The 12,580-nt window shown below is 61.9% G+C and carries 16 protein-coding genes; 3 read left to right on the top strand and 13 right to left on the bottom strand.

What is annotated here, in order from left to right:
* Window positions 1-235: 235 nt before the first annotated feature.
* The 6 genes from grxD to ACTJKL_RS17260 all read right to left on the bottom strand — a co-directional run bounded on the left by grxD (window position 236) and on the right by ACTJKL_RS17260 (window position 5,848).
* Window positions 236-571 carry a Grx4 family monothiol glutaredoxin gene (gene grxD, locus ACTJKL_RS17285; protein WP_100673141.1) on the bottom strand — a complete coding sequence of 112 codons (336 nt, stop codon included), beginning with the start codon at window positions 569-571 and terminating at the stop codon, window positions 236-238.
* 159 nt (window positions 572-730) lie between these two features.
* Window positions 731-973, bottom strand: coding sequence for a hypothetical protein (locus tag ACTJKL_RS17280; protein WP_440853397.1), 243 nt, complete (start codon window positions 971-973; stop codon window positions 731-733).
* 7 nt (window positions 974-980) lie between these two features.
* The gene (locus tag ACTJKL_RS17275; RefSeq protein WP_003531391.1) at window positions 981-1,214 is read right to left on the bottom strand and encodes a BolA/IbaG family iron-sulfur metabolism protein; all 234 of its coding nucleotides are present in this window, start codon (window positions 1,212-1,214) and stop codon (window positions 981-983) included.
* 123 nt (window positions 1,215-1,337) lie between these two features.
* Window positions 1,338-3,569, bottom strand: a complete 2,232-nt coding sequence (gene purL, locus ACTJKL_RS17270; RefSeq protein ID WP_440853396.1) for a phosphoribosylformylglycinamidine synthase subunit PurL — start codon at window positions 3,567-3,569, stop codon at window positions 1,338-1,340.
* Between the two features lie 182 nt (window positions 3,570-3,751).
* Window positions 3,752-4,339, bottom strand: a complete 588-nt coding sequence (locus ACTJKL_RS17265) for an acyloxyacyl hydrolase (RefSeq protein WP_440853395.1) — start codon at window positions 4,337-4,339, stop codon at window positions 3,752-3,754.
* 90 nt (window positions 4,340-4,429) lie between these two features.
* Window positions 4,430-5,848: an aminotransferase-like domain-containing protein gene (locus ACTJKL_RS17260; RefSeq protein WP_440853394.1), complete on the bottom strand. Its 1,419-nt coding sequence runs from the start codon at window positions 5,846-5,848 to the stop codon at window positions 4,430-4,432.
* An 82-nt stretch (window positions 5,849-5,930) separates the two neighbouring features.
* Here ACTJKL_RS17260 and ACTJKL_RS17255 point away from each other — a divergent pair, with 82 nt between their 5' ends.
* The gene (locus tag ACTJKL_RS17255) at window positions 5,931-6,173 is read left to right on the top strand and encodes a DUF1127 domain-containing protein (protein WP_440853393.1); all 243 of its coding nucleotides are present in this window, start codon (window positions 5,931-5,933) and stop codon (window positions 6,171-6,173) included.
* Between the two features lie 200 nt (window positions 6,174-6,373).
* On the top strand, window positions 6,374-6,664 hold the full coding sequence (locus ACTJKL_RS17250; RefSeq protein WP_100673929.1) for a GIY-YIG nuclease family protein: 291 nt from the start codon (window positions 6,374-6,376) through the stop codon (window positions 6,662-6,664).
* Window positions 6,665-7,082: 418 nt separating this feature from the next.
* Here the strand turns inward: ACTJKL_RS17250 and ACTJKL_RS17245 are convergent, their stop codons facing one another.
* The 4 genes from ACTJKL_RS17245 to purC all read right to left on the bottom strand — a co-directional run bounded on the left by ACTJKL_RS17245 (window position 7,083) and on the right by purC (window position 9,374).
* Complete coding sequence (locus tag ACTJKL_RS17245; RefSeq protein WP_018095082.1) at window positions 7,083-7,490, bottom strand: hypothetical protein; 408 nt, start codon at window positions 7,488-7,490, stop codon at window positions 7,083-7,085.
* A 105-nt stretch (window positions 7,491-7,595) separates the two neighbouring features.
* Window positions 7,596-8,267: a phosphoribosylformylglycinamidine synthase subunit PurQ gene (gene purQ / locus ACTJKL_RS17240; protein ID WP_018095081.1), complete on the bottom strand. Its 672-nt coding sequence runs from the start codon at window positions 8,265-8,267 to the stop codon at window positions 7,596-7,598.
* Between the two features lie 81 nt (window positions 8,268-8,348).
* Window positions 8,349-8,591 (bottom strand): phosphoribosylformylglycinamidine synthase subunit PurS, encoded by a 243-nt coding sequence (gene purS / locus ACTJKL_RS17235; protein ID WP_003531405.1) that lies wholly within the window; start codon window positions 8,589-8,591, stop codon window positions 8,349-8,351.
* 18 nt (window positions 8,592-8,609) lie between these two features.
* A complete protein-coding gene (purC, locus tag ACTJKL_RS17230) occupies window positions 8,610-9,374 on the bottom strand; it encodes a phosphoribosylaminoimidazolesuccinocarboxamide synthase (RefSeq protein ID WP_003531407.1) in 765 nt (254 codons plus the stop codon).
* A gap of 229 nt (window positions 9,375-9,603) precedes the next feature.
* Here purC and ACTJKL_RS17225 point away from each other — a divergent pair, with 229 nt between their 5' ends.
* Window positions 9,604-9,918, top strand: a complete 315-nt coding sequence (locus ACTJKL_RS17225) for a DUF1476 domain-containing protein (RefSeq protein ID WP_018095079.1) — start codon at window positions 9,604-9,606, stop codon at window positions 9,916-9,918.
* A 65-nt stretch (window positions 9,919-9,983) separates the two neighbouring features.
* Here the strand turns inward: ACTJKL_RS17225 and ACTJKL_RS17220 are convergent, their stop codons facing one another.
* The 3 genes from ACTJKL_RS17220 to ACTJKL_RS17210 are packed head-to-tail and all read right to left on the bottom strand — an operon-like array spanning window position 9,984 to window position 12,558.
* Window positions 9,984-11,042, bottom strand: coding sequence for a 4-oxalomesaconate tautomerase (locus ACTJKL_RS17220; protein ID WP_440853392.1), 1,059 nt, complete (start codon window positions 11,040-11,042; stop codon window positions 9,984-9,986).
* Window positions 11,043-11,065: 23 nt separating this feature from the next.
* Complete coding sequence (locus ACTJKL_RS17215) at window positions 11,066-11,572, bottom strand: tripartite tricarboxylate transporter TctB family protein (RefSeq protein WP_127710039.1); 507 nt, start codon at window positions 11,570-11,572, stop codon at window positions 11,066-11,068.
* Window positions 11,569-12,558: a tripartite tricarboxylate transporter substrate binding protein gene (locus ACTJKL_RS17210; RefSeq protein ID WP_379941221.1), complete on the bottom strand. Its 990-nt coding sequence runs from the start codon at window positions 12,556-12,558 to the stop codon at window positions 11,569-11,571. Before ACTJKL_RS17210 ends, ACTJKL_RS17215 begins: the two co-directional genes overlap by 4 nt.
* Between the last annotated feature and the right edge of the window lie 22 nt (window positions 12,559-12,580).

Genomic DNA, 12,580 nt, shown 5'->3' with positions numbered 1-12,580 from the left:
TGTTGTGTCGGATCGAAGAAGGACGCAGTACTCGCCGGCGGAAGAGGCCGCACCCTTGGGCAGGGCTGCGTACGAGACCGCGCGGCCGGTCGTCCATGACGCCCATGACTGGCGTGAATTTCGCCGCCCGCTCATGAAGCGTATCGAACATTAGGCGCGCGGCATATTGCTTCGGAATCAAAAAAGGCGGTTACCCGCCTTTTCCGATCATCGCAAAGATGCGGTTCGGAGGGTGTTAGGCGGCGCCCTTGACGGAAATACCCTGTCCCTGAAGAAGCGTCTGCAACTCGCCCGCCTGGAACATCTCCCGCACGATGTCGCAACCGCCGACGAACTCGCCCTTTACGTAAAGCTGCGGAATGGTCGGCCAATTGGAATAATCCTTGATGCCCTGACGCAGATCGGCATCGGCGAGCACGTTGATGCCCTTATAGTCGACGCCGACGTAATCCAGGATCTGCACCACCTGGCCGGAGAAACCGCACTGCGGAAACTGCGGCGTTCCCTTCATGAAAAGAACGACGTCGTTGCTCTTGACCTCGTTATCGATGAAATCGCTGATTCCGCTCATCTTGTCTTCCTTCCTGCGCCGGTTTCAAGGACCGGATATCGATTGGGGTCTAGATAGCACGCATGGACGTGGTTTTCACCACCCAATCGCAAAATTATTGATGGTCCCTCAAAGTTCGGCTTCCGCACCACTATCCGCGGGACACGAGGGCTAGGGGATCTAGGCCGAGCGGCGGCGCAGTTTGCTCCGGGAAGCCGCGGTCCGGCGACGGCTCACCTGCTTCTTTGCCGGTTTACGCAAGGCCGCCTCGACGATGTCAGCCAGTGTGCCGCCAGACTTGGCTTTCCTGCTTCGCCGTTTCGCCCGTTTGGCCGCGGTTCCGGTCGCTCTGGTTTTCTTGAGGATCTCTTTCAATGCGCTGTCAACGACCCCGCTTACGAGCTCCTTGATCAGGTCGACCATTTCCGCCTCACTCCGGCGCGCTGGTTTGAAGGGCGAGCGCATGCAGAATGCCGCCCATGTTGCCCTTCAGGGCGTTGTAGACCATCTGGTGCTGCTGCACGCGCGTCTTGCCACGAAACGCTTCGGCCACGACTTCGGCGGCATAGTGGTCGCCGTCACCGGCCAGATCACGAATCGTGACCTTTGCGCCGGGAATCCCGGCCTTGATCATGTCTTCGATATCGCCTGGTGCCATGGGCATGATACGCCAACTCCCTTGTAATTTTGCGGCGCGGCGGCATTGCCGCCGCCCGCTATGAACTAAAGGGAACACGATTCAGGGGCCGAAGGCAAATGCTGTTTCGGCCGTCTGCCGGCCGGCGGGTCAATTGTCCGGTGCGAGATCGCCACCCATGTAATTGGGGAACCACGCCTCATGTGCGGAACGCAATTCGTCGACGGATACGGGCCTGGCGTTTCCGAGCTGCACCGCATTTCCGCCTGTCCTGCCGATCACCGGCAGCGCAACGCCGGCGGCTTTTGCCCGCGCGGCCACCGTCTCGGCCGAACCCTCCGCGACGGTTACGACATAGCGCCCCTGGTCTTCGCCGTAGAAGACCGGGATCGGGTCGTGTTCCGGCGGTGTATCGATCGTCGCGCCGATGCCGGAAGCGATGGCCATCTCGGCCACGGCGAGCGCAAGTCCGCCCGAGGAGCAGTCGTGCACGGCCGTAACCAGGCCGTCCTCGATCAATCCGCGAACGAAATCGCCGACCTTGCGTTCATGGCCGAGGTCGACATGCGGCGCGGGACCGTCGGTGCGGCCATGGATGTCGCGCATGTAGACCGACTGGCCGATATGCGTTCCCCAGCTCTGCGGAGCACCGGCGAGGAGGATGGTCTCGTTCGCCGCAGCAAAGCGAATCCGCGCCATCTTCGACCAGTCGCGGACGAGGCCGACGCCTCCGATGGTAGGGGTCGGCAGGATCGCCTGGCCGTTGGTCTCGTTGTAGAGCGAGACGTTGCCGGAGACGATCGGGAAGTCGAGTGCCTGGCAGGCTTCGCCGATACCTTTGATCGCATGGACGAGCTGGCTCATGATCTCCGGCCGTTCGGGATTGCCGAAGTTCAAATTATCTGTGGCGGCGAGTGGCAGCGCGCCGGTCGCAGTCAGGTTGCGCCAGCACTCGGCGACCGCCTGCTTGCCGCCCTCGAACGGATCGGCTTCGACGTAGCGCGGCGTAACGTCCGAAGAAAAGGCAAGTGCCTTGGTCTCATGACCCTCGACGCGGATTACGCCGGCGTCGCCGCCCGGAAGCTGCAGCGAATTACCCTGGATCAGCGTGTCATACTGCTCATAGACCCAGCGGCGCGAGGAATTGTTGGCGGAACCGACAAGCTTCAGAAGCGCATCGGACACATCAGCCTGCGGAATGTCGTTGGTGGCGAGCGGCGAGGGTGTCCTTGCCGGCGTCCAGGGGCGGTCGTATTCCGGCGCCTCGTCTCCAAGTTCCTTGATCGGCAGGTTCGCGACTTCTTCGCCCTGGTGCAGGATGCGGAAACGCAGGTCGTCGGTGGTCTTGCCGACGATCGCGAAATCGAGGCCCCATTTGACGAAGATGGCCTTGGCTTCCTCTTCCTTTTCCGGGCGCAGCACCATCAGCATGCGCTCCTGGCTTTCCGAAAGCATCATCTCATAGGCTGTCATGCGCTCTTCGCGCACCGGCACCTTGTTGAGATCGAGTTCGATGCCGAGATCGCCCTTGGCGCCCATTTCGACGGCCGAGCAGGTGAGGCCGGCAGCGCCCATGTCCTGGATCGCAATGACCGCACCGGTCTGCATCAGCTCCAGGCAGGCTTCGAGCAGGCACTTCTCGGTGAAGGGATCGCCAACCTGAACGGTCGGGCGCTTCTCCTCGATCGACTCGTCGAACTCGGCCGACGCCATCGTCGCCCCGCCGACACCGTCGCGTCCGGTCTTGGCGCCGAGATAGACGACCGGGAGGCCGACGCCTTCCGCCTTCGAGTAGAAGATCGCGTCGGTCTTGGCGAGCCCCGCAGCGAAGGCATTGACGAGGATGTTGCCATTGTAGCGCGCGTCGAACTCGACTTCGCCGCCGACCGTCGGCACGCCGAAGGAATTGCCGTAGCCGCCGACGCCTGCGACGACGCCCGAGACGAGGTGGCGGGTCTTCGGGTGATCCGGTGAACCGAAGCGCAGCGCGTTCATCGCCGCTACCGGACGCGCACCCATCGTGAAGACATCACGCAGGATGCCGCCGACGCCCGTTGCCGCTCCCTGGTAGGGCTCGATGTAGGAGGGGTGGTTGTGGCTCTCCATCTTGAAGACGACGCAGTCACCGTCGTCGATATCGACCACGCCGGCGTTCTCGCCCGGGCCCTGGATGACGCGAGGCCCTTTGGTCGGGAGCGTGCGAAGCCATTTCTTCGAGGATTTGTACGAGCAATGCTCGTTCCACATGGCGGAGAAGATGCCAAGCTCCGTAAAGGTCGGCTCGCGCCCGATCAGGTTCAGGATGCGTTCGTATTCGTCGGGCTTGAGCCCGTGCGAGGCGATCAGGTCCGGGGTGATGGGGCGGGTGTTGGAAATCGTCATCGTCGACCGTCAAATCCTTCGGGCGGCGCGCAACCCTGGCTTCAAAGGGAAGGCGCGTGCGTACCGCAACGTAACAGGGGCGCTTTGCGGCTTCTTTAGCCTATGCTGCGGCGCGGCGCGACAGAAAAATACGGTCGATCAACAGGGCGGCAGCCCGGATTTCAGCCCGTCGGACCGGGACTCTAGAACTGGTAGCCGAGCATCAGCCCCGCACGCGTGAGCCCGTCGTTCGGGCCGTCGCAGAGGTTGGCATTGGACGCATGCTCGACCGTGGCCGAGAGATTCCAGTGATCGTCGAAACGGTAGCCCGCGGCTGCATATTCGCGAAACAGCAGTCTGCAGCCGAGTTTCGGTCCATCCGATCCATCGTCATTGAGATCGCCGTCATGCACCGTGCCGCCGGCGCCGAGCTCGATGAAGAAGCGCTCGGTAATGTCGGCATTCCAACTCAAGCCGGCGTAGATTTCGTTTACGCCGCTGGACGAGGTCGCGACGGACGCGCCGGCATGGATCCGCGGCCGCAGGATTTTCTCGACAAGACCGCTTGCGCTGCCGGCGCCGAGCGGATCGAAGAACAATGTAGCGGAGGGGAAGACCCCGTCTTCCTGATTTGAGCCGTCGCCGATCGAGGTCGTAGCGCCGAACCGCAATTCATCGAAGACACCTTCTGCTGCACCGGCCTGAGAACCGATGAGTGCGCTCGAAAGCGTCAGGGCTGCTGCAACGAATGTAAACGGTCCCCGACCTGCAAACGAGCGGAAATCCTTCATGCTCAAACCTTCCAGTGCGAATCAATTCTGCGGGATCAAAAGCAAGAATAGATTGCCGAGGCTTGTGCGAAAGTCACCTCTAAAAAGTAATCAATCGAAACTGTCGTATCCGGCGCGCCCGCTATCGAGGAGACGGCGCAGTATTTCGAAGCCTCTTCGCACCTCGGATCGTTCGATGGGCGAGGAGAAACCGACGCGGATACGGTGAAAAACCCGGTCGGAGCGTCCGGCCTTGAATTCATCCTCGTCGTCGATAAGCACGCCCTCCTGCAGGGCGGCCTGCTTGAAGGTTCCGGAAAGCCAGGGCTCGGGCAGCTTCAGCCAGAAAAACGGAATCTTCGGATGCGAGTTGAAATCGAAGCCCGTGAAGATCTCGCGCGCCAGAGCTTCGCGTGCGCCTATTTCCTCGACCCCGCGATTGCGCAATACCGACGCCGATCCGGACAGGACCAGACGGGCGCAAAGCTCCGCGAGAATGAAAGGCAGGCCGCCGCTCACCATCTTGTGGGCTACGCGGATGCGCTGGCTGAAATGCGGCGGGCAGGCGACCCAGCCGCCGCGTACGCCGGCAGCAACGGACTTCGAAAGACCGCCGACGAGGAAGGTTCGCTCGGGCGCAAGCTCCATCAGCAATGGCAGCGGGTCGCCGGTCATGGAACCGTAGAGATTGTCCTCGACCAGCCAGACGCCGTATTTGCGCGCGATGTCGGCGATTGCCTGGCGCCGGTCGAGCGGCATGACCGCCACCGTCGGGTTCTGCGCGCCGGGCATCAGAAAGGCGAGTTTCGGGTGCTGCTGGGCACAGACACGCTCGAAATCTTCCGGCCGCATCCCGAATTCGTCGCTTTCCACCAGCGCGACCCGGCGGCCGATGAGGCCCGCGCTGCGGCTGATCTGGGAATAGGTCAGCGTCTCGAAGGCGATGCGGTCGCCCGGGGAGGTGACGGCCGAGATCACCCCGACGACTGCGGCATGAGCCCCAAGCGTCGGGACGACCGTTTCCGGCCCGGGCCGGAAATTGCCGCGTGCCAGCCATTGAGATCCAGCCTCGAACCAATGATCCGGAAAGTTGCGGGCATAGCTCGCAATGTCCCCGTGATGCTCGCGGCTGATGTCTCCGAGCAATTGCGCCAGGATATCGCCCTGTCCGATATCAGGAGCGGCGGTGCTGTCGAACCGGAGCTTGCCGGCGGGAGCTATGAGCGGGCGCGTCCCTGAAAGCGACGTCGTCAGCGGATCCGACTGCTCCGGCGGCCGGCTTTCCGGATGATCGAGAACGTAGGTGCCGCGGCCGACCTCGCCGCTGACCAGGCCACGTTCGCGGACAATGCCGTAGGCGCGCCCGATCGTGCCGATCGTGACCCCTACATCGAAGGCGAGATTGCGCTGGGGCGGCAGCTTCGTACCCGCGGGCAGGGTGCCGTTGCCGATCGCCTCTTCGATCTGGTCGGCGATGCGCGCGTAAAGCGGCCCGTGACCTTCTTCAATGTCGGGAAGCCAAGTTGTCATAGTGACAATTCTCTATATTGCGCGACATTTCATGTCAATTATCTCTATGGCAGCAGATGCAATGCGAGCAATGGTGATGACAATGGGTGCAATTGATGCAATTCAGCCCCGGGAGTGCAATGCGCGGCCACCGGCCAGCTTCGGCATTGATTCACGAAGTGGCGCGGGAAACCTGTTGTCGCGGCTTTGGCAGCTTTATTGCAAACTGGCGTCCAAGAGGCGCAGCCGTCTGGCGCTCGACGAACTGAGCACGCATCTGCTCGACGATATCGGTGTGAGTGAAAAAGAGGCGCGGCGTGAGTCGGCCGTCCCTTTCTGGCGGTAGGTGTCCGGCGATTGCTTTCCTCCCTATCCCGTCACACGGGATGAGAGCGGCGCCGCGTCTGCGGCGCGGAAGAGTCCTTCCAGTCCAATGACTTGGTTTGGCTGGATTCCTGTGACAAGCACTGGAATGAGGGCCGGGGAGGTTTGGTCTCTACAGCGTCCGATTGCGAATATGCGAGGGAATGGTCAACCTTTCACGCAATGAAGGGTTACGTCTACATTCTCGCATCGAAGCGAAACGGGACGCTGTACACGGGCGTAACCCGGGACCTGCCGCGCCGCCTCCTGGAGCACCAGAACGATCTGACGCCTGGATTCACGTCCAGATACGGCGTGAAGACCTTGGTGTGGTTCGAGGAGTTCGACCTGCTGACTTCCGCCATCATGCGGGAGAAGACGATGAAGAAGTGGCCGAGGAAGTGGAAGCTTAAGTTGATAGAAGAATTAAACCCGGAATGGGAAGATATCTCTCACTATCTTCACGGTTTATGAAACGCGCCGAGGGCCGCACCCCTTCCTCCCTCATCCCTGTGCTCGTCACAGGGATCTAGCAGCGCCGCGTCTGCGGCACGGAAGAGTCTTTCCAGTTCAATGACTTGGCCTGGCTGGATTCCTGTGACAAGCACAGGAATGAGGGTCCGGGGATGTGCGGCATCGCACGAAATTTCTAACATGCAGATACGAGGGAGGCGGGCACGGGTGTTACGGCAATCTTCGCTCCCCTATCCGCACGGCCTATGGGAAGTGCTTCGAGGGACCGCACCCCTTCCTCCCTCATCCCTGTGCTCGTCACAGGGATCCAGCAGCGCCGCGTCTGCGGCGCGGAAGAGTCTTTCCAGCCCATGGATTGGCTGGACTCCTCCGCGAGAGCATCGCCGCGCGGAAGGGCGCGTTGCCGAAGATGGTCGGATCAGCTGCAGCCTTTGCCGCCTGCCGCCCAACGGCGCACGTCCGCGGCGATGCGCGTCCCTACGGGCTCGCTCATCAGCGGGCCGAAGGCCTGCAGGCGGGCTGGTTGACCCTCGGCCTCGACCACGGCAAGCGGGCGCGATTCCGGTGATTTGCGCGGGACAATCAGGATGCGCGGGCGTCCGGAGAAGGAGTTGAGTTCGGGGGCGAGGCGATAGGCTTTGAACGCCGCATCGCCCGACTTGAACCAACAGCCATTCGCGCCGAGAGCGATGCGTTCCATGGTCGGCAGCGCGGCGGAACTCGCGGCCGGTGCTGCGGGACGCCCCGACTGGCAACCGGCGACAAGCGTCAGGCTGGCGGCAACGCAGGCGAGCGCAAGGGAACGTCCGTTAACAATGGATGACATAGGAGGTCTCACGGGAACTGGTGGCGAATGCCGCCTTCCAGCGGCGACCGGAGCAATTTCATAAGTACGAAGCGATTTTCCGCCCGTAGTGCTACATGACAAAACTTAAGCAGCAATTACGTCCAGCGCCGAGGCGAAGAGTCCTCGGCCGTCCGCGCCGCCATGGGCGGACTCGATCAGATTTTCCGGATGCGGCATCATGCCGAGCACATTGCCCTTCGCGTTCAGGACGCCGGCGATGTCGTTGACGGAGCCGTTCGGATTGGTGCCTTCGGCATAGCGGAACACGACCTGGCCGCTGCCTTCGATTGCCTTCAACGTTTCCGCATCGGCGAAATAGTTGCCGTCATGGTGGGCGACGGGGCTGCGGATTACCTGACCCTTGGCGTAGGCGCGGGTGAAAGCGGTGTCGGCGTTGACGACTTCCAGCTTCACCTCGCGGCAGACGAACTTCAGCGAGGCGTTGCGCATCAGCGCGCCGGGCAGGAGGCCCGCTTCGACGAGGATCTGGAAACCGTTGCAGACGCCGAGGACGCGCACGCCTTGCTCCGCCTTGGCCTTGATCGCCTGCATCACCGGCATGCGTGCAGCGATCGCGCCGCAGCGCAGATAGTCCCCATAGGAAAAGCCGCCGGGAATGACGATCAGATCCACATCCGGGATTTCGGTCTCGGTCTGCCAGACGGTGACAGGCGCCTTGCCGGAAATCTTCGTCAGCGCCGCGATCATGTCGCGGTCGCGATTGAGACCAGGAAGCTGAACGACGGCGGACTTCATGACGTACCTATCTTGCCTTTGCCCCCGGCATATAAGGATTTCCGGGGCTGTTTCAACGCAGTGCAATGGCCGCCCCCGCCGTCAGGCGAGGGAGATGCTGTAGTTTTCGATAACGGTGTTGGCGAGCAGCTTTTCGCACATGGCCTTGAGGTCGGCTTCAGCCTTGGCCTTGTCGGCGGTTTCGAGCTGCAGATCGAAGACCTTGCCCTGTCGCACCTGGCCGATGCCGTCAAAGCCGAGAGCGCCGAGAGCGCCTTCGATAGCCTTGCCCTGCGGGTCGAGAACACCGTTCTTCAGCGTCACGGTTACGCGTGCCTTGATCACTTTTGCTTATCCCCGAGATTACTTGACCAGCACCGGACCCGAACCGCGCGGCGGCTCGTTTTCATTGATGATGCCGAGGCGGCGGGCCACTTCCTGATAGGCTTCGACAAGTCCGCCCATATCGCGGCGGAACCGGTCCTTGTCCATCTTTTCCTTCGTCTCTATGTCCCAGAGACGGCAGCTGTCGGGGGAGATCTCGTCGGCCAGGACGATGCGCATCATGTCGCCCTCATAGAGGCGGCCGCATTCGACCTTGAAGTCGACCAGCTGGATGCCGACGCCGAGAAAGAGGCCGGAAAGGAAATCGTTGATGCGGATGGCGAGCGCCATGATGTCGTCGAGTTCCTGCGGGCTCGCCCAGCCGAAAGCCGTGATGTGTTCCTCGGAGACCATCGGGTCGTCGAGGGCGTCGGCCTTGTAATAGAATTCGATGATCGAGCGCGGCAGGACGGTGCCTTCCTCGATACCGAGGCGCTTGGCGAGAGAGCCGGCGGCAACATTGCGCACCACGATCTCCAGCGGGATGATCTCCACTTCCTTGATCAACTGCTCGCGCATGTTGAGGCGGCGGATGAAATGGGTCGGGATGCCGATCTTGTTCAGATGCGTGAAGATGTACTCGGAAATCCGGTTGTTGAGTACGCCCTTGCCGTCGATGACGTCATGTTTCTTCTTGTTGAAGGCGGTGGCGTCGTCCTTGAAGAACTGGATCAGCGTGCCCGGTTCCGGACCCTCGTAAAGGATCTTGGCCTTGCCCTCGTAGATACGGCGGCGACGATTCATGGATCTGTCTCTGTGGTTGTTGGCGCTCTTGGGAGGCGCATTGGGAATTTTCTCAGCGGGTCCATATCCGAAAAGAAGACAATTAACAATCGGCGTGTCTTTCCATCCCCGGATTAGATTAGGCTATCATGAAAGTCGCCGAAGGCGAAAAGGCGCATTGCACTTTCGAGAGCCTTTTGGTTTATGGCGATGGTGCTTCGGGCAGCATATTTTTCAGGGAGATCGATTGATGACGACGATGCAGGACCGCGAGAAGGCTTTCGAGGCGAAGTTCGCGTTGGACGAGGAATTGAGGTTCAAGGCCACCGCCCGCCGCAACAAACTGCTTGGCCTTTGGGCCGCCGGTCTTCTCGCCAAGTCCGACCCGGAAGCCTATGCGAGCGAGATCGTCGCCGCGGATTTCGAAGAGGCCGGGCACGAGGACGTCGTGCGCAAGATCAAGGCCGATTTCGACGCGGCTGGCGTTGCCATATCCGAGGACGACATTCGCGTCCGCATGATTGAATTGCTCTCGGAAGCGGTTGCACAGCTACAGAAAAACTAAACGACACCTGCATGCCGCCGCCCGGCAGAGACCGGGCGGCGTTTCTTTGAGCGGCGCCCCCGCTGTCATGCGAAGACGCGACCATCGAAGAGTTTTCGCGCGGTTCGTAGAAACGAGCATTCCTCCACGCTGCCGGCGTCGTCGAGCCGAAGCAGGATTTCCATGCGGCCGGTCGGGTGCTCGACGGCCAGGGTTTTTTCCTCGCCCTCCGGCAAGGTGGCGAGGGACGCTGCGGGACTGTTTGGCAGCAGGCACGCCGTGGCCACGCTGAGCGCGCCAAAGACGCCGATCGAAGCATGCACGCGGTGGGGAATGAGGCTGCGGGTCATGATGGCGCCGCCATTCACCGGAAGGGCGACCAAGGTCATCTTGGGGACCGACTTTTTCGTGACGTCACCCAAATTCATCAGCGGTCCTGCGGCGAGGCGGATGCGCTCGATACGCGCCTTGACAGACTCGTTCGCCTCGAGCTCTTCGCGGCTCTCATATCCCGTCAGGCCGAAATCCGCCGCCCGCATGACCACGACCGGCATTCCGTTGTCGATCAGCGTGCAGGCAACACCCTCGATCTCGTTTGCGGCCGAGCCGGTGGGCAGCAATGCGCCGCAGCTTGAGCCGGCGGCGTCCGTGAAGGTCAGATAGACGGGTGCGGCGGGAGTCGGCACCCCGTCGATCGACGCGTCGCCCGTATAGACGGGTCGGCCTTTCGCGGTGCGGATGCGCGCGATAGCAGACTGGGACGTGTTCTCCATGTAGATGCGGATGGCGGTTTCGCCTTCCGCGGCTTCGACCAGCCCGCGCTCGACGGCAAAAGCGCCGACACCGGCAAGGATATTGCCGCAATTCTGGCTGTCGCTTACCAGTGCCTGATCGACGAAGACCTGGAGAAAGAGAAAATCTACGTCGAAACCGGGCCGAGCCGAGGCGCGGACTACGGCCACTTTGCTTGTCAGCGGATCGGCCCCTCCAATGCCGTCGATCTGACGCTGGTCGGGCGACCCCATGATGCGCAGCAGGAGCCGGTTGCGCTCCCCAGCGTCGGTCGGAAGATCGTCCGCGAGAAAATAGGCGCCTTTCGACGTGCCGCCTCTCATCATCATGCACGCGATGCCGTCTGGCGTCATGTGTTCACTCCTGTCAGGTCGTTTCAAGGAAGAGGAAGCGCGAGCAGCTTGCCGAATACCAGATAGGCGATCGCCCAGAAGCCGGCCCCGGTTGCTGCGGCTCGGACGAGCGGCTTCTCGCCCGGAAAGAGCAGCGTCGCCACGCCCGCGCCGATTCCGAGGCAAAGGGCCAGCCCGATCCAGTTCGCGCCGAGACACACGGCGACGAAGAGGGCCATCAGGCCGCTGACGCGCGCAATGTCGACCCTGCCGTGCGTTCCGCCGAGATCGACGCCCCTCAGGACCTGAACGAGATAGACAGCCGACACCGCCGTACCGAAGACAGCAACCTGAATGGGCAGCGAACCCGGCCCGACATCGCCTCGTGAATGTCCAGCCGGCAGCCCGAGGCTCAACAGCAGGAAGCCCGCATTCCAGCCGATGCACACAAGAGCCGCGACGAGGTTTTGCCAATAGTGCCCGTGAGGTGCCTCCCCGCCGTGGCCGGCGGAGAGATCATGTTCCGGAGCACCCGATGCGTGACCGCTCATTCGACGTATCCGTTGGCCTTGAGGAATTCGAGCTGGTTGGTGAGATCGCTCTGCGCCCGTTTGGTGAAATCCTCTTCCTTCCAGTCGGGGCTATCCTGGAACTGCTCGGTCTGGAACTTCTTCCAGTCCTCGGATGCAGTCACTTTGTCCACTGCAGCCTGGATGGCGCCGACGGCGTCGTCGGGTGTTCCCGCCTTTACCGCGATACCGCGCCAGACCGCCCCCTCGATGTCGTAGCCCTGCTCTTTGAACGTCGGTACGTCGGGCAGGAATGCGCTACGCTCGTCGGTCGAAACGCCAAGCAGCTTGATTTCGCCGCTTTTGACCTGCGCAAGGCCGGTCGATGGCGTCATCATGGCAGCATCGAGGTGCTTTCCGAGGAGGCCGAGCGTCACCTTGCCCGACGCGTCATGCGGGATCCAGCCGCTTTCGAAGCCGCCCTTCTTCATGAGCTGGTACAGCATGTACTGATGAAAGCCTCCGGGCGCATGGCCGCCGACTTTCAGGCCGTTCGGATTGCCCTTCATGTATCCGATGAAATCGTCGACGGTCTTGAATTGGCTGTCGGAAAGCACTGCAAGCGAAGACGGCTCCGACTGCATGGCCCGAAGCAGGCGGAAATCCTCGAGTTCGAAGGGAATGAGGCCTTGGGCGATGCCGAAGGTCAGTGTCCCGGTGAGGACGAGGATGTTGTAGCCGTCGGCCGGCTGCGTCATGATCTGCGAGACGCCGACGGCGCCGCTGCCGCCCGGCCTGTTGTCCACTTTCACCGTCCACCCTGCCTCCTTTTCCAGGAGCTCGGCGAGCTTGCGGCCGTAAGTGTCGAGCGCTCCCCCGGCACCCGCCCAAACCACCAGCGTCACCGGCTTTTCCGGAAATTCCGCGGCGAGGGAGTTCGCCGGTGCTGCAAATCCCGACAGGACGAGGGCCAGCCCCACAGCCGCGCCTGCCATGCGCGCGCCGAACGTTCTTCTTGTAATACTCATGTCTTCTCCTCCAGTTGGATGC

This window comes from Sinorhizobium sp. 22678, assembly GCF_052044265.1.
GTDB lineage: Bacteria > Pseudomonadota > Alphaproteobacteria > Rhizobiales > Rhizobiaceae > Sinorhizobium > Sinorhizobium meliloti_A.
This window is presented reverse-complemented; position numbering and strand designations above follow the sequence as displayed.